Source organism: Haloferax marisrubri (assembly GCF_001469875.2).
GTDB lineage: Archaea > Halobacteriota > Halobacteria > Halobacteriales > Haloferacaceae > Haloferax > Haloferax marisrubri.
This window is the reverse complement of record NZ_LOPW02000016.1, coordinates 73,562-93,741: the sequence shown is the minus strand read 5'-3', so window position 1 is coordinate 93,741 and position 20,180 is coordinate 73,562. Positions and strand designations below refer to the sequence as shown.

Below are 20,180 nucleotides of genomic sequence, written 5' to 3'. Positions count from 1 at the left end.
GTCTTCATAGCAAACCATCCGAAAGTGTGGGATCTTGATTACGAGTGATAGTGACACGCAAATTACGGGGGTAGTGCTGTAATCGCATACGAAATTCACAAATTTAAAATCCATATTTGGCGCATTTTATACTAGTCTGGAACCTACGCTGCCGCGAACTCCCGTGGTCCGTCTACCGAAGACTTTCAGTTTGTCCCGTGCGGGTTCCCTAGAAAAATAGCCGACAGCGAAAGCACCATCACTAGCACGCCGCGGCAACCTCGAAAAGGAAAGTCGTCGAGACGGTAAGCCACAGATGGTGACGGTCACCGGTTTCTGCCAAACAGCCACCAGCCGAGCAGTGCCACGAAGGCCACCGCACCTACAGCCTTCTTGTTGGCAAGGAGACGATGCGTCTTTTCGGGACCTGTCTCACCTTCCTGAGATGCCTCAGGCAGTCCACCGACCGTCTCTGTGGACTCGTCTCGTGAGAATACTGCCCCTCCTGCATCGTCTGTCGGGGAACTTCCAGTATCTGATACCAGTTCTTGCTCAGGGTCTCCCTTCGCTGGGTGTTCTTCTGGGTCGATATCTTGCGACCTGTCGCTGTCAGCGTTCGTTTCGGCGTCTTCTGCGCGTGAAGGGACATCAACGTGTGCTGACTCTCCCTCAGCCCAGGTCATCGGAGTGAGGTTCTCAGGTAACGATGAGAGGTCACCGTCGGGCTGTTGCGCGAGTCGGTCACTGGTGATGAGCCGCGAGGTGAGCTCATCGTTCGCTCGAAGATGGTCGCGCAGTCCATCGATGTCGAACTCGTCGGTTGGAGGGGCGACGAGTTCACTTTCGTCGAAACTCGGCGTCCCCATCCCCAACATCCCACCATCACCGCAGGTGACACACTGTTCGGTCGGATGGGTTCCTATCCCAAGGAGTTCGTCATTCAGACCGTCGATTCGAAGGTAGTCAGCGGGGGCCGTGTAGCCAGTCACGAGTTTGGTGAACAGCCGCGTTATACTCGAGGCTGCCATCCCATTGAGCGGTGTAATCGCCGGTTCGGGCGAGCGAACCTCTTCGTCGATATAACCGCGTTCGATATCGGCTTCGAGTTCATCGTCGCTGAGCTGTTCGACGTGGAGATGTTCAGCGTCGTTACGTCCGAGACAGTCCATACAGGCATTGACTCCAGGAACGACGAGCTGGACGAGTCCACGTTCGTCAGTGACGTGGCCATCGTCGTCAGTCTCGATGGCGACGCCACCATCGATGTAATACCGAAGATGACGGACAGCGAACTCGTTGCAGTATAGTCGCGCAGTCAGTCGGTCGACCGTTCCGATAATGACGTCACAGGCTACTAACGCATCTTCTGGGACCTCCTGAACGCGGCCTCGGTACGCCTGCACCTTTGAATTCGGGTTTGCCTGGACGACGTGTTCGCCGACGACATCGACTTTGTGCCTCCCGATGTCGGCGTCTGTTGCGCCGTAGATCCTCGGAAGATTCGACCGTTCGACGACGTCCGGGTCGACGAAGAGGAAATCCTCGACGCCGAAGCGTGCAAGCTGCACGGCCGTCATCGAACCGAGGCCACCGAGACCGACTACGGCTACAGTTGTCTCGGTTATCGCCCGTTGGCCGTCTTCCGTGAGAGCACGAATCGCGCGGTCGTATCGGTCGGTGTCGATCACCGCTTTCGATTCTCGATCAGGGATTCGCAGATGGGTATCAAGCATCCATTCGCCAACGATATCGATTCCGAGTCGCGTTCGCGTCTCGTCCGCTGGATCGACGTAGACCGCAGTCTCGAGTCCCCGGTGACCAACGACGGCGAACCCTAACGGAGTCTCGGGATACAGTTGGCCAATCCAGTTTCGATACGACTCCATGATGTTGTCGTCAAGACTACTGAATCCGGGGTGGTCACTGAATGGGTGGCTATGAACCATCACGGGAACTAGCCCCTCTTCCATCGCCGATCCGAGCCGCTCGCGTTCGACGTCGAGAGACGGCCGGACAGCGTGTGCCTCCTGGACTGCGCACTCGTCAGCAGGGACTGGGTCGACTTCTCTCGTGAGTAGTCGACCGTTGTTCTCTTCACAGAAGAGGTACGCGAACCGTTCGATACCATCTTCTTGGAGTGTCCATTCTCGAAGCGCTTCCATCTGGCTTGCTGTAATGACGAGTTCTAACTCGGAGGTGACGTCCGTCGTCTGGGTAGATATCATCTCGTTAGGCCTCCTGAAGGGGATTCTTTGAGTGTGGATTTTCCAGCGAAACTTCGAGCAGGTTGAACATGGTCGTCAGACTGTGCTTATCTGGGTTCCACTCCGATAGCCGGTGAATGCAGTACTTCGTGAAACCAGGTGGCGCACTGGACCGGGCGTAGAGAACGTGCGGGCTCTGCCCCTCGTACAACATGTCGTCACTCACGTACACTTTCGGCTGCTTCCGCGGGTACAATGGGCTCAAGTCGAATATGACGTCACCGAATCTACTACCGTCGCTGTTTTGCCACCCCTCTGGGAACTTGAGGAACTGAATCGTGACCGTCAGGTCGGTCTGAAGGTCGTATGACATGACCGGGCTCTGTCGCTCTCGAATCAGTTCGTGGAGGTTCTGGACTTCGGGAATGACACGTTGGGGATTCATGAACTGCCGAACACCTCCCCATCACTGAGTGGCTGAGCCCAGAGGGCCGTCCCTTCCTCTACGACATCAGAGACGACTTCGTCGTCAGTCAGGGCTTCAATCCCATCTTCACTGCGGTACGTTAGTACTGACTCCTCACTAACGCCAGCCCTATCTCGAAGTTCGCCCACAGTCGTCCCTGATTCGACGTCAACTGGCTCGCCGTCCACGATAACACCCATCTGCTGAGCCGCATCGTGCACTCCGTCGTCAGCCGAATCAGTTGCCTGTGTGTCGGTCCCGGGCCGTTGTTCGGTTACCACTGCTTCTTGTCGGTTCGAACGCGGGTTGTCGCTCATTTGTGTATCTCCATTGTTGACACTACTCCTCGACCGGCTCTGCACACTCCGCATTACGAATCGCGTCCAGCGTGCGTTCGAATGCAGAGACTAACGTATCCGACTCGGGGTCCCAGTCGTCGGCCGTCTCGAAGACACTAAAAGGGGCCCAGACAGCCTCTCCCTCTTCTCTGCGAGGTGCCATGCACTTTGGACGCGCTCCCTCGTAGCGCATGTCGTCGCTGATGTACACGTGTGGTGGATGCTCAGGATACTTCTCAGGGAGTTCGAGAAGGATTCGTCCATGGCGGCCACCTCGCTGGTTCGTCCACCCGTCTGGGAAGGCCATACCTTCGATTCGAACGTCGTCGTCCTCGACGAAATCGTACGATAGCCGGCCGGTGAACCGCTCACTCAGCGCAGCCTTCAGATCTTGGATCTCGACGAGGGCACGAGAGACGTTCATCTGCCCCCGAAGACGTTGTCGTCTGCGAGCGGTTGGGCCATCAGACGAGTGCCGCCATCGACGTGGTCGACGACGATGTCGTCATCGTTGAGCGACTCGAAACCGTTCTCACCTCGGTAGGTGAGGACGGCATTGTCACTCAAATTCGCCTGCGCTTTGAGCTCGGCCGCAGTCGTGTCTTCTTCAATCGGTATCTCCTGGTTCTCGACATTGACAATCATTGCCATAGCTGTGTGTGGTGTGGGTGTGGCCGGGTGACCGCCCGGCCGTCGGTGGTTGAACGGACGTACAACTCGGGTGGGGTGTGTACCGATGATTGGGGCGTCGGTGTGCCAACGACCATGTCACCTAATTCTCGAACACCCGCCCCTATGGAGGTTTTAGCGACCAGCTTCTGTCTCGTCTGGTGCGGACTCCAGCAGTCGGAGCTCTGTCGAGAGGCAGGATAGAGACTCGCTGTGTCCATGAAGGTGAGTGACGATGTGGTGCCAGAAGCAGACCGACACGAGTCTGGGTCATTTCTCGATGTCGCTATCGAGCCCTATGTCTCGTTCTCCCAGACGCACTTGTGGGTGTGTGTAGGAACCAGAAGAGATGATTCTTCGGCCGGTTCGGAGGGAGACCACCAGTCGTGGAATCTGCAGTGTGATTCACCTCTCACACGTCGTGATATACAGACCAGTAGCGGGATTTCAGCGGTGCACTGAGACTGTGGCTGCTTGTCTGGCGATGCCGCCGAGAACCGAGAGGGCCTACTCAACTCACGTCGACCCGGTCCCCTCTCTCAAGGGCTATTCGGGTCGCGACTAGGACAAAGGGAGACACAGGCAACTGTGGGTATGAGTGCAGTACGGTCCGCATCAGAACCGTATGCACCATCACCACCCATGACCAACGACACGAGCTCACGAAAAGCAGTCGTCATCTCTCTCGGCACGGGAGCGCGGCGAACAGCACGATGGATTCACGAAATGTCCGTCGAATACGACATCGCCCCGGAGTTCAGTTTCGTCTCGATCGAGACCACCTCTCTCGATGAGAGTGGCGTTCCGGACGAATTCCTGACCATCCCATTAGAAACCGATGCACGCGTGAAGAAGCGGTTCGAGCAAGCGAAGGCAGACGAAGCAGTCGACTACCTCAACGACGAACACGAGTTACTGGTCCAAGGGGCGACGCGAGATCCGCCCGTTGGACGGTTCCTGTTGGAGTACCACAGCCGCCGCGTCTACGAAATGATCACCGAGCAGATTCGCTCGGCTGTCACCGAAGCGGATTCTGAGCTGTCGGTTTGGATCCTCGGGACGTTGTCTGGTGGGACTGGCGCCGGTATGTTTCCACTGCTGAGCGCGATGGTCCATCGGATTGGTTCCGACATCGGCAACGACCTCAACATCGATGTCTACTTCAATGGACTCGCGACGGTGTCCGAGCTCAGCGAGAACAGGCGAACGGCTCCGGGAGGCGTGGCGGAGTACTACGTGAACACGAACAATTCGCTCCGTGCGATGTCCACGCTGCTTGCACTCCCCGACGCACACGGTCGACCGAGAAACAACGGTCCCGAGAGCCTCGAGATGCTCGTCGCACCGGGGCTAGGCGAGGCCAAAGGACTGCTCCAGTCAGACTTCGATATCTCGACCCCGCGTCTGGATGCGTTGTTCCTCATGCCGATCAACGAGGACACCGCAGAAGACGCTGACTGGGAGGGTAACGAGCGAACGAGCTACCTCGCCAGAGTCAATTACACGCTCGCGTCGACTGTCATTGGGCTTTCGACGACCAGCGGTGACAACGACCTCGGGAATCTGTACAACAAAGTTCTGACCGACCGACTGTACACGCTCGACGCAGCGAGCGTGCGCGCAAGCGTCAAGCCAGCCCTCCAGCTCATCGACACAGAGAACGAGATATTTACCGTCCGCTCACAACTCGACCACCTCGAGTCGAATCTCGAGGGGATGAGGACGTTCGCAAACGACCTCGAGACGCTTCGGTCGACGACGTTCAAGTCCGGGGTCATCCCAGATGTGGTCACCGACATCAGCTCGCCCTTGGCTGGCAGGTCGTCGCAGCTCATCGAAGCGGTCTCCGGAGTTGCGATCACGGACGTGGAGTTCGATGAAGTCGAAACCCACATCTCGCGTGTGCTTTCGGAAGTCCCGGAACGAGAGGTGGACTCAGACCCATTCGAAGACGACCAGCAGGCGAACGCGATTGACGTCTTCGAACCCGACGGGTTCATCCCTCACGCAGCAATCGGTCGGTACGCCTTCTTGAAGATGGTCCTCGCGCGGATTGACGCCGCACTCGAGGACCACCCATTCGAGAACCGAGTCGAAGACCTCTGGGAGAAGAACGAAGCTGAACTGGAAGATGAGTTCGCTGGCCTTGCTGGCTCTGACGCGCCGACCCGCTACGAGCAAGCGCTCGACCCGTTCCTCTCGAACCACGAGTCGGACGTCCAAGACCAGATTGCAGCGACCTCAATCGTGTCGGTGCGCAAGCGGAGTCGCCTGAGCCGTCAGCTATCGAGTATCCAAGAGACGCGGAGCGAGCTCAAATCGCTCTTCGAAGAGTACGAGCGGCTCACGTCCCTGCAGGAGCGTATCGCGAGCGCCGAGCTTCCTGCACTCGGCTCCGAAATCCAAGAGACGATGGACCTGGTCGACACGGGGACCGAGATCGCATCGAACCTGCTGGAAGCGAAGCAGAATCGCCTGCGGAACCTCAAGCAGACGCGGCAGTCCTACCACAACCGGGTGGTCAACACGACGACCGGTCGAATTACGGAGATTCCGCTGAACATCGACTCGACGAAGAACCTGAGCCGAGAGACGCTCGAAAGCGCAACAGATCTCTTCGACCTCGTCGATGCCGGTCTCATAGATAACGACAGCATCTTACGGGGAATCAACAGGGCGGTGGGGCTTCTCAAGGAGCCGATGGAGGATTACTTCCACGAGATGGCCGACAACCAGCCCTCGCGGCTGTTGATTCCCATGACTGCGGCAGGGAACAAACCTGTGTTCACCTTGAACGGAACCGCACAACCGAATATGGGGGCGATTACAGCCAACAACGACGTCACCAAGCAGCTCAACGTCGGGACGATCGACGCCCCATTCCAACTGGACTTCGTGATGCTGCACGGTAACGTCAGGTTGGCAAACACCTCTGAGTTCAGGCTCTTCACAGAGCGCTGGGAGACCGGACAGATTGACACCCTTCTCGGGAAGGACGTCGACGTTCGCCAACACCGCGCCTACCCGGAACTCGTCCCATCAAACTCGCTTCTGGATGACGAACCGTTCGTCGGTCACGAAGACGACGCAGACGATGAAGAAGAGGTGGTGGCATGATTCGTCGTCGGACCGTGGCCATCGTCGTTGCACTTGCCCTGGTCACAGTCGCTGGGGTCACAGTGCCAGCTGTCGGTATCGCCGCCGAAGACCCCGTCGACGAGGTAGTAACCGTGGACAGTTCGTACGATTCAGACACTGCCTCACAAGCGATTCAGGTCGTCGTCACGGTTCGGGCACAAGAGACGACGCTCACAAACGTCGTCGTCCGGTTAGATTCGAGTGAGCAGACGCTCATTCAACCGGATAGCTACTCGACCACGGTCTATCCAAGTAATCACGGTGTGTCTGTCTCACCAACCGGCCAGAACACGTTCACTATCGAGGAGTTGGAACCGGGCGAGGAAGTCCGAATCTCGTTCGAGGTAGTCCCGTCAACCCTAGAGTACGAGCGTATCGAGCCTGCTACGGCATACGTGGAGTTCACGCGCCACGGGCAGCGAATGGACGGAACCGTGACGGATACGACTGACCTCTCGAAGAACCCCTGGATAGCCCCGCGAGATTCGGAGGACCCTCTCCCTCGTATGTCTGTCGCTATCGTCATCGCGACTATCACTGCAGCGGTGGTTACGTTAGGCCTCGTTCGTCGGCGTATCAGAACTCGCGACGAACGAATCTTCAAAGAGATCTCCGACGAGGCGGAATCGGTTGCCCGGGCTGGCAACCCGACGGTAGAGCGTCGCCTCGAACGACTCCTCTCTACATTAGAGTCGTCCCTCTCGATTCGTCGGTCCGGTGACGACAGCACAGACGACGATGGGTCAGCAAGGTCGCTGTCTCTCTCGCGGTTGCTGCCGTTCAATCGGGATACCGGCGATTCGGATCGTCCAGGGCCGAATCTCTAAATGGCGTCACTGTCCAGCACAATCAAACAAACGTGTCGTGGGGTCACCGATGTCGTATCCGGGTGACTGGGCCTCCAGACGTCGGTTGGTATTTCTCAGAGACGGCTACCAGTGTCACCACTGTGGGGAGAAGGGAGGACGGCTCGGTGCAGCCCAGCTCGAGTGCCATCATATCGTCCCTAAGCGGATGGGTGGGGCCGACACGCCAGATAATCTCACCACATTGTGTCGGCAGTGTCACACACGACTGCACCGTGAAGACGATTCTCGGTGCCTCCCGCCCAACAGGGGCCCAGTTATCGCTGGGTCCTCACTCGCGGTTCTCCCGAGGCCAGTTGGTGAATTCGCGTCTGGCGTCGTCGATACGACGGCCACGCTCCTCACGTTCCTCTGCGGAGTCGCCTTGTTTAGCACGGTGCTGGGCGACACGAATCCGGCAGTGATGGTAACCACGCTCGTTCATCTCGGGAGCGAGCTGGCTAAGACGACAGCCGGAGTGCTCCCGTGGGTAGTGACGTTCGTATCTGTCCAGTATATTCATTCACTGAAGTCAGTGGTACGGGAGTACAGAAGGCAGGCGCCCTCACCATCGGGACGCAGACTGTCCTGGTTTGTCTGGGGAGCAATTGGGCTCTCGGGTGTCGGGTTGGTCGTCGTGAACGTGAGCCCATACGTCGAGTCCGTTACAACGCTTCGCGGAGTGGGGACAGTGACGTATCTCGTCGCAATCGTTGTACTCGCTGGCGCACTCACGGAGCGTTATCTCTCGAATGACAAGCTCTCGGACACGGCTGTTTGGCGACGAGTTAGTTTCGTCCACGTTGTCTCACTCGTCGACACTGTCGTCGTTCTCACGGCGAGTTCCAGTTTTCCCCCGAGGTTCGGATTCAGTTTTCTACTACTGCTTGGTGTCGCGATTGTCTCTGCGTACCGTAGCGGTACTCGGAAGAGTGCCGCTGGATGAGGTCGTTCACTCCGCGACTAGGCTATCAGAAGACTCGAAGAACGTATAGTGACTGTCTCCAAACTCACCGTATGGAGTGTCTCGTCATCGGAGATGTCCATCTTGGGGCCTTCGATTCCAAGGTCGACGTCCCCGAGACGTGGGGTGAGTACGACGTCGCTGTGGTCGTTGGTGACGTACTGGATTGTTCGGCGCGCAGTTGCGATTCAGGGCGCCGATTTTTCGAAGAATTAGACGACCTTGGACTGCGGGCCGTCGTCGTCCCCGGCAATCACGATTTTCAGCACTATCCCGCGATTTTCGAGGGCCTCTCGTCAGTCGAATCAGTCGACGGGTCCGCCACGACTGTCGATGGATGGACGTTCTACGGGCTTGGAAGTGACCGATTCGATGACGGCGTAGAGATTCGATATCCTGAGTTCCCTTCACTCGCCGATGCAGATGCAGACCCCGCCGCGTTCGCAGAACGGATTGAAGACGTTGCGGTTGGTCGTCAGTCCGGAATGGGCGTCGTCGAGGACCATCTCGAAGGCCGCTTCGAAGACGGGCTTCAATTGTACGAACGCCGTCTGGAATCGCTCAACAAGTTCGGACAGGCCGCCACAGAGTCGAACACCGTCGTCGTGACGCACCTCCCTCCCTTCGGGACCGGACTCGACCGCCTGTCAAAAACCAATCCACGGTACCCCGGCCGACTGTTGGGTTCACTAGCGGTTCGGTCCCACATTCGACAGTTCTCGCCCGATTTCAACGTCTGCGGTCACGTACACGAGGGAGAGGGAGTGACTCTGTTTGAAGGATGTGTCTGTCTGAATGCCGGAAAGTGCTCGGTATACTCGATAACGCTCGGAGAGGGCGGAACAGATGCTGTCAGTCACATTGCGTAGCGCTCAGTTGCTACCCTCGTAGACACAACTGGGGGTCATGGAAGTAGAGTGTTACCGATAGTTTACCTTGCGGGGTGATGACAGTAGCATACCGGACATTTGGGGTGGATAAAAACTTAACGTTCGTGCCTCAGAAACGTAACCCCGTAGACCAACGCCATCGTACCTGAAACTGGACTAACATGGATTCGATGCAATTCACGAAGGCTTCACACCCCTTCACACGACCGAACTGGCACAGAATCGCGGAGGAAATCTCATAGATGTCTCAGAAACCAGACCCACGAGCACTCGTCGCATACTGGAATCAGCTGTACAATTCCGTGTTGAAACACCCCAAACGGCGCGCTGCGTTAGAGACGCTCACGGAAACCGACAAGTCGGTATTCACCACCACCTCGCTGGCGACACGAGTAGAAGACCGCTTGCGTGAGGACGACCTCCTCGACGATGGTGAAGAGTACGGTCGGAACAAGCTGAATTCGGTTCTTCCACATCTCGAAACGTCAGGTGTGATCACACGGATTCCGAAGGCGGAGCGAGATGACCAGTATATCTCGTTCGTCAACTACTGGATCCGGGATTGGCTCAGTAATCAGGACCTCGAAAAGAACTCACCGACCACGCTCCCCGAAGAGGAAGACGAGGGGTCGGCGTGCATGGTGTACTACATCGGCAACGCGCTCGCATCTGAGTCGGGTAGCCAGTACACCGAAGACGCTGAAGAGGACTCAGAGAGTGAACCGACAGGAAATACACTTCCGATCGAAGCGACGCTCTATACGGCGGTCCAGCAACACGCAACGGTCGAAGACCCCACGTTCGCGATTGCATTAGGGAGTCTCGATGAGATTCGCGACACGAAGTTCATGGAGTTACTCGAGGCGCTAGACCTAAACGTCGAACTTCCTGAACCAGATGACCCGTACGACGACCAACGACAAGTGCACGATTACTCCATCTCGGGGTTGGTTGGCGAGGTTCGAAACGTTCACGAGCCGGAAGACCTGAAGAAACGCATCGAGATACAACTTGCGACGTGGTCGGCCGGTGCGTTCGGGATGTACAGTGCGTCTCGGAGCGACGGTGGAACGAAAGGAACGCTCGAAGGTGCGCAAGTAGCCGCTCTCAGTGAGGAATTACTGGATAAAGACGGACTGAGTGCCGCGTTGAAGCGTTTTGGATTCGGTGTCAAAGCTGCCAACGACCGCGTCATCTTTGGAAGTTACGTCCGCCAGAAGTTATCAACTCAAAAGTAACCTGAATAGCCCTCACTACAATGAACAACAACGAACACGGACCCGAAACAGACGAACAGAATCGACCGATCGAAGCGGTCTGGAAAGAGATACTAGTTAGTCGGGGAGTACCCGAGACAAAAGCCGATACCATCACTACACTGGTTCAGTCACATCCGAAAGCCGCATTCGGAACGCCAACGAAGGAAGAGTTAGAGACGATCGTCACGACACACGTTGACAGTCTCGACCTCTCTGAGTTTGGAATCGACGATGATACTGACGTGAAAGACGAGCTGAAGTCAGTCCTCTCCAAGCGACTGGATGCTGACCAACGAGGCCCAGTAACGAGTACGACAAGTCGCGAGCCCACACCGTGGGACACGTCGATTGATACTGCGGGCTCGACACAGGAGACGGCGAAAGACCAAACGACACGGACGATTAGTAAGCCGTTCACGCCGCAGTCGCCCGGTGAAAACGACATTGTCCTCGAAGACCAGGGCATCGCTGGTGCGGGTGGCATGATCAACGATACCGCCTTTTTGGACGGGGATTCGCTTTCGCTTACCGCTGAGGAAACACCCACAGAGACTCCGGAAACCGCATCAGCCTCTGGAGGGGCATCCATGGGGACTCCGAACCCCGATGTGATAGAAGGACGTGAAGCCGAGGAACCCGACCCCGAGGCAGAATCGGCAGGTGGAGCAACCGCCGCAACTGGTGACGACGATAACGCCCCTCAGCAAGCTTCAGCATCACCACAACAAGAACCCAGTGGAGAGCGGAATGAAGAATCGGTCGCCAGGATGGTGGCGAGAGGTCAATTCGAAAGGGATCGAGAGGTTCTCAATTCTGTCCTTGATGTCCCTCTTGACCTCGTTGACCAAGTTATGGTCGTCTTCGCTTCGAAGGCTATTGCGAGCTACGAAGATCTGCTCAAACAAGAGCTCTTCGAGGGAAGTAGCCCGGCAGAACGTGAAATCCTCTTCGAGAAACTAATTCAGGATCGGGTAGAGAGCCAGATTGTCAAGCGAATGAACGACGAAGACGAATAGGCGAATTCCCAATTTTGGTCGGCTGTTTTTCAGTGCCCGTGAGTTTTTAAACAGCTGTTCAGGTGAACGTCTGAAGACACCTCTGAGCACTTTACGCTCGTCTCTGAACATACGATGTCGGCGAAACATCTCGAAGGTGACAACGAAGTCGAAGAGTACATCGACTATCTCCACGACCGAATCCAGTTCCTCTCTGAGGAACTTCGAACCGCCGAGCAGACAATCTTCGAACTCCGTGAAAACATCTCGAATACGGAGTCGACTACCGGTACAGACGAACTCGCTGTGGACGTGGACAACGTGACCAACTACCTCGACTTCCTCGTCCACAAATTCGAGACAGACGAAGAGACGGTCAAGGAGGCGGTTCGAGAACTCAAACCCACCCTGGAACAACTCGTCGCGGAAGATGTCGGACTCCACCACACCTCACTCGCTCTCTGGATTATCCTTGTTCGACACGAGAAACACGCTCGAAAATAATTCCGTGACGGGGTTGTTGCAGCGTGAACGTGCCGAATCGTCACACCGAGTTCTGTCAATCACGGACGACACTTATAAATCGGACCAAACTTCGAACCCGTCGACAGCACTGCTACAATTTGGTGTATACTAGAAATCGTAATGGCGACCGAAGATTACACTCAGACCGAATCGAACCCCCAACCCGGCCACGACTTCGAAACCGACCTCGACCGAGTCGGTGGTCTCACCGCGAGCGCACTCAAAGCCGGCCACGACAAGGAAGACTTCAAACACCGCGTCTTCACACTCGCGAACGACATCGACGAGATGTTCGAAGACGAGGCTCCCGAAGAGGCAATCGCCGCCGCCTGGTTCTTCATCCTCAGCTTTGCCTGAGTGACGTAACACCGGCATTCCTCATTTTCGACAGTATCGTCGACAGACATCGAGTACAATCGGCTAGTCCGGCCGGAGTCACCTACTGTGGCGCCCCTTTGCCAGTTTACCCCCGTCGTGAGCCAAGTCAAGTTGTGGACGGCTACGGGGACTCGCTGTGAGGGACGGGCCTCCCATCACTTGAAAGACAGTATTTAAACAGGAGGACAGATTCAGCCTGAGGAACCGACGAAGGCCTACCAGTGCATTGATAGAAATACGTCCGGAGCCGCTCCGGAGGAGACAACCAATGAACGGAAACCGACACGACGACCCCCACATGGCCGACGCGCCGACCGACTTCGACGACAGCCTCATCTCATCAGTTGCGGACGCGGTCGAGACGTGCCTCAACCGCCGTGAGGACATCCAGCCCGTCCTCTCGGAGATTCGCAACAGCACCCTCAGAGGTGAGCCAGCACAGAGCCAGCTCAACGAGCTATTGGACGCTGAGCCTGCACTCGCTGGTGCTGGCATCGCAGCTGCGAGGGACGATTTCGAGGAATTGCTCGCGGCGACCGAGGACAACGGTGAGCTGTCCGAAGCAGACGTGAACGACTTCATGTCGTTCTGGGGTCGAAACGAGTGGATCGAAGCAGGGGTCGAAGCGTACCGGAAGGGCAACGCTCACGGTAGCACGTTCTGGACGTCCGTAGGCCTGGACTGCCACCGTCGGAACAACCGAGTGTACGTCCAGCACCAACTCGAGTGGGGTCTGGACGAGGTCCACGATATCGATGCCCCTCTCGACACCATCTGGAACGACCTCCTCGCACGTCTGAAGGCGATTATGAAGAAACTCGAAGACGAGGAGATGATGGGTGAAAGTGAGGCACGGTTCTTGGCTAATTCGAAACAGACGGTCGAAGAGATCTACGCCCACCTCGACAGCATGGACGTCGACGACGAACTGGAAGACGAAGCCAACGAAGGCGTGAGAAACGGAGACGGAGACAGCACTGGTGACGGTGAGGCATCGGGAGATTCATCCCTCGACGGTCTGTTCGGAACGAGCGATGAAGACGACCGTGACGAGTCACACCTCGGGTTCGCCTAAAGCAGGTTCAGACAGTATCGCCGGTACGGATTACTTCCGGACGAAATCGTCATCTGTCTCGCCGTGAATCCAGCCGAACAAGTTTTCAAGCTCGTCGAATTGGAGTTGGGACATTGCGTCATCCCGGCTTGCTTTCCAGGCCTTCCAAGAGACTGCATTGTCTCGTTCGTAGCGGTAGTACCCCCCGATTTTCTCGGAAGACGTCTGTCCGTTCATCGCTCGGTAGTAGAGGAACCCGGGTTGGATTCTGTTCTCTCGGGCGTACGTCTGATAGGCAGCTTCGTAGAACGGTGTCGTATATTCTCCACCCAGATACGTCGCCTCGAAGAACGAGTTCCTATCGCTGGAATTTTTGATTATCTGCCCCGGCATCGCTGTATCCCCGAGTAAATTTACGTACACATCTTCATCGAACCCATCTACGTCGAGGGGTTTACGACACGTGGAGAAAAGCTCTTGCAGCAGTATTCGATAGCGAATATGGCTAAGCGAGTAGTCGGAGTCCGGTTGGTGCGAGTACCACGTTCGAACCATTCGATCGCGTTTTATCGTGACTGTTTCATGCGTCGAGTAAAACGCTCGCCGGCCCGGGTCGTCGATTAAATTCTCTCTTCGCTGTTCAGTGTCTTCTTTCGCTTCGTCGTACGTTGCGCCACCTGGCCGAGTATCCCAATAACTACCATTGGTGGCTATCTCTTCGACGTCGACGCCGTTTTTTAAGTCGTGTAACATGTGGCACACCCACTTGTCGGGATGCATCACCGCCTGTCGAGGCACATCGAGGAGTTCTATCGCGTTCTCGCGCCCCACTTGTTGTTCGAGCCAATCTGCAATGGTAAGAACGATGGTATCCCGAGGGACGGTAGTGGGGTCTGCCGGTGAGATGAAGTCCGTAATCAGTTCTTGAATGAGATCATCCAACACGTCCTGGTTGGTACTCTTGAGTGCCTCACGTTCATCCGGTTGAATGGTGACGACGTCGGACAGCACATCGAACGGGGAACCTGACTCTCGGAGGGCTTCGAGTGCCGTTCGTTCTTGGAGGAACGCGGGGATTTCGTGATAGAGGGTTGGAATCGCCCTCGAGAACGTCCCGTTGTTCTGCAATATGCTCGGAATATCTGAGAAGGGGAGGATGTAGCCAAACACGACGTTTTCGGGGTGCATGAGCGTCATGAAGTGGCCACCAGGCGATTCATCTGAGCCGATTTCGTGGTGAAACAGCACGTACCGTAACAGGATTTCACGGAGGAGTTTCTCGTCATCCGGTGCATCACGGATGAAGGCGTGGTCCTCATACAGTCCCGACTCGGGGTCTACGATTCGTCGCTGTGGGATACCGACGGAAGGGTGTCGTAACAATCGCTGCCCCTGTGCCAACTCCGTGGTGAGAAGTGACTGCAATCGTCGGTCGTTTACGACCTCATCGTACGAGATGTACGTCTTGTTTCCCGACCCAAAGAGTTCTATGTCCCAGTTCTTGCCTTCCGTCGGTTCGAAATAGAACCGTTGGTCGAATCCGTCGCCGATTTTTCTTGGCTCACCATAGATTGTCACTCTCAACACGGGCTCGTATCCAGGCACCGACGTCGGGTGACTGATCCGTTTCTCCTCGAGAATATTCTTAACGTCTGTCCGGCCGGGTTTCATTTATCGGTACAGTTTCGTTCTGTCAACATAAGTACAGCGGGGGTACCCACCCCTCCCCTAAAAACAGCATATAAAAGGAACCCAATTTCGAACCTGTCGATAGCACTGCTACGATAGGGTGTATACTCGATATTGTAATGGCGACCGAAGATTACACCCAGACCGAATCGACGCCCGAACCCGGCCACGACTTCGAAAGCGACCTCAAACGAATCGGTGGCGTCACCGCACGCGCACTCAAAGCCGGCCACGACAAAGACGGCTTCTTCGAGCGCGTCTCCATGCACGTGAACGATATGGACGAGATGTTCGAACACGACGCTCCCGAAGAAGCGATCGTCGCCGCCTGGTTCTACATCCTCAACTTCGCCTGAAGAGGGAGTCGGTATCCCACAACCGCTGGCTACGACTTTTTTTGTCGAGGAACGACAACAGATCGACTTGGATACGCGTCCCTGAACGGAGCCTAATCGTGACGTTGCAACGTTGATGGACTGACTGTTGTTGGGGCGTGTGACAAGACAGGTATGTCGTGACCTATGTCACAAATACGTCCGTATCTGTACAGCGTGTTTTAGGGCACCATCATCAGTACTCTGACCGCACTAGTTCTCCCCATCCCGACTTCAGTCGGGGTGAGTTCTGCATCCACCTTCGACCCGGTCCAACATGAGCAGGACAACACTTCACTGACTCCCTGTTCGTGAGTACCCTTCGGTGAAGTAAAAATCACATTTAGTGTGGTCACACGCCCCCAAGAGACACACGAAGAAAGGGGGAGAACGGAGCTATCCCACGAGTGACGAGCCATCGTCCTGTTTGGAGGCTCGAGTGAAAGACTCCTATATAAGTCGGTCGAACGATTTGACCTGTAGACGTGTCGACAGTGTTGGGTGTTCTATGTGTAGACGAGATGGACTGCAACCAAGACCAACCCGAATGGGACTTCACGGAGAGTGCCCCGACGCGGTTCCGGAACAATGTGTGGCGTATTCTTGGTCAATCTCGCAAGCGCGATGTGTTCCTCGCGGTTCGAGAACTGGCCTCGGAACGTGCACCGTTAGAACAGGTCGAGATAGCGTCGAAACTGCTCGACTACCCCCACTTCGCAACACACGAATCTGCGCCCGATCTCAGTGACAACGGTGATTTAGATCCGCTCAAAGAGGTCCTCGCTCTCGTTGCGGTGCCGAAGGTTTCCAGACCGACGTTCGAGTACGTCGTCCCCTTTGAACCGATGTGTCAGTATCTGGTGAACCCGTTTCACGCGCCGACGAACGAGCAAGTCGAGGCAGCAATCGAATACTTCGGTACGAACCTATGTGAGGGAGTCAGGGAACTGGACAGAGGGGGAACAGACTCCCTCCCAATCGACCCCACGTCTGCCGAGGCGTACACATACGTCAGTCTCGTCGACGCAATTAGCGGGAACGACCCAAAAGTTCGCTTCGACGTGTTCCGCCCAAACGACTTCGGAGCCCGAACGGGAGTTGGCTTCGAAATCTGTGGGTCGATTTCCGTAGAAGACCTGCAGAAAGAATCCGGAGTGACCGACAGCAGTCTCAAACACGCACTCGGTGACATCTTCACCGAGTTCGTCGAGCACGCTGCGCGAGGAAAAGAGCTGTTTCGGATCGGGATGTACGAAGAGGACGACGACGAGTGCGACCGTGACGCTCGTCTCCGTGCAATTGCGGATTACGCTACCTTCCGAACGTTTGATCCAGATATCGACCACGACTTCATCACGTTCGAGTGGGAAGTAGAGCCTATCATCCTCTGAGCAACGTCCAACGCTACTGGCCCCAGCAGCGGAATCGAAACGTCGGCACTCACCGAGTCATGCAACGTCAGATAGTTGCGATTCGTCAGCATCGAACGAACCTTTGGTTGGACTCTGATTCTCTAGAGCCACGATTCATCGGGAGCTATTTGTTGTCCATCGAACCATGAGAAAATAAACCGCCACCGTCGAACCTCTCAAATGCTGATGTCACTGGTCTGTTAAAGGCCGATAGTGAACGTGACAGGGAAGCCGTCGTGGCACACGCGTCACAGGAAGCTGGATCTTACGGATTATCTTTGGTCAGATCTGTACAGTCATACAAATAGTTGTCGTGCAGGCGTGAGCGGGAGAGAAACCCACCTATTTCCCACTCGTTGGTTCGATTATGACGACCGCTGCTGCGTTGTTCTGGCGGGACTGCAACCGTTATCACGCACTCGCGGAAGAATTCGAGCGCAATATCGAGATCGTGCATCCTGATTACCTGACGGGACGAAGCGGCTACTACGGCTGTGGCTGTTCTTGGTGTGCTACTGAAGTCGAGTATTACACCTATAGGGGACCGAACCTGTAACCAAAACGATCTGCAGCGGAGCAATGGCACAATGGCTCCTATAGTAGTTATTAGAAGTAGTTACTCACTTTTGGGACCGAAAGTTGCTCAAGAGCAGTATCAATCGCTGTTGTTAGCTCGTCAAGCGAGTCGAAGAATCGGTTGCTCAGAGCAGCTTGAAGCTGTCTCCAACACTCTTCGACCGGGTTTAGCTCCGGCGAGTACGATGGAAGCGTCACGAATGCGAGGTCGTCACGGGCCGCCAGGTCCGTGACGGTCGACGCTTGAAAGTACGGCGCTCCATCCAGCACCACGAGCAAGTCATCTTCAAATTCTTTATATAGTGCTAAAATGAAATGTTTCGCGTGTTCGGCGGTAACGTACTCTTCGAATCGCGAGAAGAAGCGATCACCGTCTTCGGTGATCGCGCCCAACAGACACGTCCAATCGCGTTGGCCAGATAGTTCGACAGACGGTCGCGTGCCGCGCGGAAACCACGCGGCACGCGGCTCAACTTGGACGGATTTCTTGGTTTGGTCAATACAGACTACGGTGGCGTCCATCTCCCGCCGCTTTTTTTGAGTTCTTCGTAGAACGCTTCTTGGTCGTCTTCGTCAGCTTCGGCGGCTGTACGGCGTGGTTTCTGATAGCTCAATCCCGCTTCTTTCAGCAACCGCCGACAACTCGGGATTGAATACTCGACGCCGTAGGTTTCCTCGAGAAAGTCTTGGGCAAGCGCCGGCGTCCACGCCGGCGCGTCGAGCCCGACTTCTTCAGGAGGTTCGTGGACGGTTTCTTGAAATTCATTTTGCTGTGTTTCTGAAAGTTTTCGCTTCCTCCCAGTTCGTTTATCATCAGAAACGGCTTTCTCAAGCGACTCATCGGTGTCGAGTCGCTTGAGCCAGCTGTAGATCGTCCGCCGCTGAACATCGTACCACTGGGCTAGCTCGGTCTGCGTGACACCGTTCTTGTACGCGATAGCTGCTAAGAGCCGTTGTGTCGGCTTCTTTCTGTCCACGTTGTCGAGAGCATCTTGCAATTCCTCGACGGAAACATCGTCGAGATGGTTCATTATCTCATACAAGAGTCTTTGAGTAAAAAGTTCTAACGGTTACTATACCTCTTCACGAAGAAAGTACGGAACCTGCTCGCGACCCTCATTTACCTTATTACGGCGGAGCTTGTACGGGAGTGAATCCATCGTCGGCCGCTGAGATTCGGATTTGCGGTCTAACTTATCTTTTGACTCCGTCTCGGTCTCTTCGGTTCGATGGACAGGGGATTCAGATTTGGGATTTCGAACGATTCGTGTAGTCTCGGTCCCAAGTACTGTGTTAGCTGTTCGTTGAGACCAGTTTCCTCCTGTCTTTGCGGTAGTTTTGTGGCCCCCAAATGGTGAGGGCACCAGTAATTCAGGGTGGACCGCTCTGAGAGTGGTGTTCGAATAGAATATGTATCCGAGACAATCAAAACGGCATTTGGTGAGTAGTCAACTGACTACCGAAGGTTCAAGTCTTGAACAACCATCGGGTTGAAACATGAGCGGGCACCAATCTGAGACGATTCATTTTGAGTCTTCGGCGGCAGTTCGCGATTTTGTGGATGAGCATATTGAGGAGTACCGCTCGGTCGCTGAACAGTATGACTCATACGAGGCGGCGACTGCAATGCAGGATGATTTCAACCTCTGCCCGTGGAGTATCGCCACACAGTTTGATGCCCCCGTTCCCTTCGACGAGCTCGCGGGGCCAAACCCGATTGATGGTGTAACTCACCTCGCGATCCTCTGTCTCGAAGACATCATCCTCGAGTTCCTTGATTGAGGGCCAGGTCCGTGTCAATAACTGCTGGCGCTTCTAGTTGATTTTTTGCTCCAGAAGGGTGGGAGCATGTCAGTAAGCACCCAACAAGCTTCGAACACGAACGATTCAGTTGTATCAACTTCGTTGTGGCGACGTAGTTACGACCGACGATGGCTTGCCGGTGATCAGTGCGTATGAGTACTCAATTCTCCTGCCCTACTGCAGCAGATGTTTTTGCATTGCTGGGGAACCGTCGTCGGCTCCTCGTTGTCCGTTACCTCTCGCTGTTTAGTTGCGGCCAGACAGTAAGTGTCCGTCACGTTGCACGAGTCATCTGTGGCATTGAAACAAACACGCCGCCGAGTCAGGTGACTTCTACTGCGTATGAATCAGTATACAACGGTCTAATTCAAAATCACCTACCACGGATGCACGAGCATGGACTCATTCAATATGACGAGCGTGGCAAAGAGATCGGTGTTTTAACCGATGTGTTCTACTATGCGTATCTCGTTTCGTTGGTGAGTCTACCGCGAACTCTCCACCAGTAGCGCAGAACTTCTCGGTGTCTGAGACGCTAAAACATCCCTCACGAATACTGGTAGTGCCCACAGATATTCTCGTTTATACGCCTCGATGAATCAGAGATAGAGACATACATAAG

At 55.5% G+C, this 20,180-nt stretch carries 20 protein-coding genes and 1 pseudogene; 14 read left to right on the top strand and 7 right to left on the bottom strand.

Features of this window, described 5'->3' with window-relative positions; translation table 11 throughout:
- Nucleotides 1–305: 305 nt before the first annotated feature.
- The 5 genes from AUR65_RS11720 to AUR65_RS11700 are packed head-to-tail and all read right to left on the bottom strand — an operon-like array spanning nt 306 to nt 3,632.
- On the bottom strand, nt 306–2,204 hold the full coding sequence (locus AUR65_RS11720) for a HesA/MoeB/ThiF family protein (protein ID WP_084816441.1): 1,899 nt from the start codon (nt 2,202–2,204) through the stop codon (nt 306–308).
- A 4-nt stretch (nt 2,205–2,208) separates the two neighbouring features.
- Nucleotides 2,209–2,628, bottom strand: a complete 420-nt coding sequence (locus AUR65_RS11715) for a hypothetical protein (RefSeq protein ID WP_058567046.1) — start codon at nt 2,626–2,628, stop codon at nt 2,209–2,211.
- Entirely contained in the window at nt 2,625–2,966 is a 342-nt protein-coding gene (locus AUR65_RS11710) for a hypothetical protein (protein WP_146047419.1), read from the bottom strand. The genes AUR65_RS11715 and AUR65_RS11710 overlap by 4 nt, the downstream gene beginning before the upstream one ends.
- Before the next feature lie 22 nt (nt 2,967–2,988).
- Entirely contained in the window at nt 2,989–3,411 is a 423-nt protein-coding gene (locus AUR65_RS11705; protein WP_058567044.1) for a ubiquitin-conjugating enzyme E2 variant, read from the bottom strand.
- Nucleotides 3,408–3,632: a hypothetical protein gene (locus tag AUR65_RS11700; protein WP_146047418.1), complete on the bottom strand. Its 225-nt coding sequence runs from the start codon at nt 3,630–3,632 to the stop codon at nt 3,408–3,410. The genes AUR65_RS11705 and AUR65_RS11700 overlap by 4 nt, the downstream gene beginning before the upstream one ends.
- 666 nt (nt 3,633–4,298) lie before the next feature.
- On the opposite strand from AUR65_RS11700, the gene AUR65_RS11695 reads away from it, so the two are divergent.
- The 10 genes and pseudogenes from AUR65_RS11695 (at nt 4,299) to AUR65_RS11665 (ending at nt 13,725) form a co-directional block, all read left to right on the top strand.
- A complete protein-coding gene (locus AUR65_RS11695) occupies nt 4,299–6,773 on the top strand; it encodes a tubulin-like doman-containing protein (protein WP_158250843.1) in 2,475 nt (824 codons plus the stop codon).
- Between the two features lie 14 nt (nt 6,774–6,787).
- A complete protein-coding gene (locus tag AUR65_RS19550) occupies nt 6,788–7,621 on the top strand; it encodes a COG1361 family protein (RefSeq protein ID WP_146047417.1) in 834 nt (277 codons plus the stop codon).
- Nucleotides 7,533–7,874, top strand: a pseudogene (locus AUR65_RS20540) (HNH endonuclease); the annotation flags it as partial. The gene AUR65_RS19550 and the pseudogene AUR65_RS20540, both read left to right, overlap by 89 nt.
- A 189-nt stretch (nt 7,875–8,063) precedes the next feature.
- A complete protein-coding gene (locus tag AUR65_RS20215; RefSeq protein WP_233194360.1) occupies nt 8,064–8,585 on the top strand; it encodes a hypothetical protein in 522 nt (173 codons plus the stop codon).
- A 71-nt stretch (nt 8,586–8,656) separates the two neighbouring features.
- Complete coding sequence (locus AUR65_RS11685) at nt 8,657–9,472, top strand: metallophosphoesterase family protein (protein ID WP_158250841.1); 816 nt, start codon at nt 8,657–8,659, stop codon at nt 9,470–9,472.
- A gap of 263 nt (nt 9,473–9,735) precedes the next feature.
- On the top strand, nt 9,736–10,731 hold the full coding sequence (locus AUR65_RS11680) for a hypothetical protein (protein WP_146047416.1): 996 nt from the start codon (nt 9,736–9,738) through the stop codon (nt 10,729–10,731).
- A 20-nt stretch (nt 10,732–10,751) separates the two neighbouring features.
- Nucleotides 10,752–11,768, top strand: a complete 1,017-nt coding sequence (locus tag AUR65_RS19545) for a hypothetical protein (protein ID WP_146047415.1) — start codon at nt 10,752–10,754, stop codon at nt 11,766–11,768.
- A gap of 114 nt (nt 11,769–11,882) precedes the next feature.
- Nucleotides 11,883–12,251, top strand: coding sequence for a hypothetical protein (locus tag AUR65_RS11675; protein ID WP_058567038.1), 369 nt, complete (start codon nt 11,883–11,885; stop codon nt 12,249–12,251).
- A gap of 141 nt (nt 12,252–12,392) precedes the next feature.
- A complete protein-coding gene (locus AUR65_RS11670; RefSeq protein ID WP_058567037.1) occupies nt 12,393–12,629 on the top strand; it encodes a hypothetical protein in 237 nt (78 codons plus the stop codon).
- Nucleotides 12,630–12,948: 319 nt separating this feature from the next.
- Entirely contained in the window at nt 12,949–13,725 is a 777-nt protein-coding gene (locus AUR65_RS11665; RefSeq protein ID WP_158250840.1) for a hypothetical protein, read from the top strand.
- Nucleotides 13,726–13,755: 30 nt separating this feature from the next.
- On the opposite strand, the gene AUR65_RS11660 is transcribed toward AUR65_RS11665, so the two are convergent.
- Complete coding sequence (locus tag AUR65_RS11660; RefSeq protein WP_058567035.1) at nt 13,756–15,375, bottom strand: hypothetical protein; 1,620 nt, start codon at nt 15,373–15,375, stop codon at nt 13,756–13,758.
- 137 nt (nt 15,376–15,512) lie between these two features.
- On the opposite strand from AUR65_RS11660, the gene AUR65_RS11655 reads away from it, so the two are divergent.
- Both AUR65_RS11655 and AUR65_RS11650 read left to right on the top strand, forming a co-directional pair.
- A complete protein-coding gene (locus tag AUR65_RS11655) occupies nt 15,513–15,749 on the top strand; it encodes a hypothetical protein (protein ID WP_058567034.1) in 237 nt (78 codons plus the stop codon).
- A 539-nt stretch (nt 15,750–16,288) separates the two neighbouring features.
- A complete protein-coding gene (locus AUR65_RS11650) occupies nt 16,289–17,158 on the top strand; it encodes a hypothetical protein (protein WP_058567033.1) in 870 nt (289 codons plus the stop codon).
- A 627-nt stretch (nt 17,159–17,785) separates the two neighbouring features.
- Here the strand turns inward: AUR65_RS11650 and AUR65_RS11645 are convergent.
- A protein-coding gene (locus AUR65_RS11645; protein ID WP_103429263.1) for an IS630 family transposase occupies nt 17,786–18,786 on the bottom strand; the annotation gives its coding sequence in 2 pieces (ribosomal slippage) (nt 17,786–18,294 and nt 18,294–18,786; 1,002 coding nt in all).
- Nucleotides 18,787–19,252: 466 nt separating this feature from the next.
- Here AUR65_RS11645 and AUR65_RS11640 point away from each other — a divergent pair.
- The gene (locus tag AUR65_RS11640) at nt 19,253–19,537 is read left to right on the top strand and encodes a hypothetical protein (protein WP_004971298.1); all 285 of its coding nucleotides are present in this window, start codon (nt 19,253–19,255) and stop codon (nt 19,535–19,537) included.
- 173 nt (nt 19,538–19,710) lie between these two features.
- Entirely contained in the window at nt 19,711–20,067 is a 357-nt protein-coding gene (locus tag AUR65_RS20605) for a DUF7344 domain-containing protein (RefSeq protein ID WP_439650167.1), read from the top strand.
- The last annotated feature ends 113 nt before the right edge of the window (nt 20,068–20,180 follow it).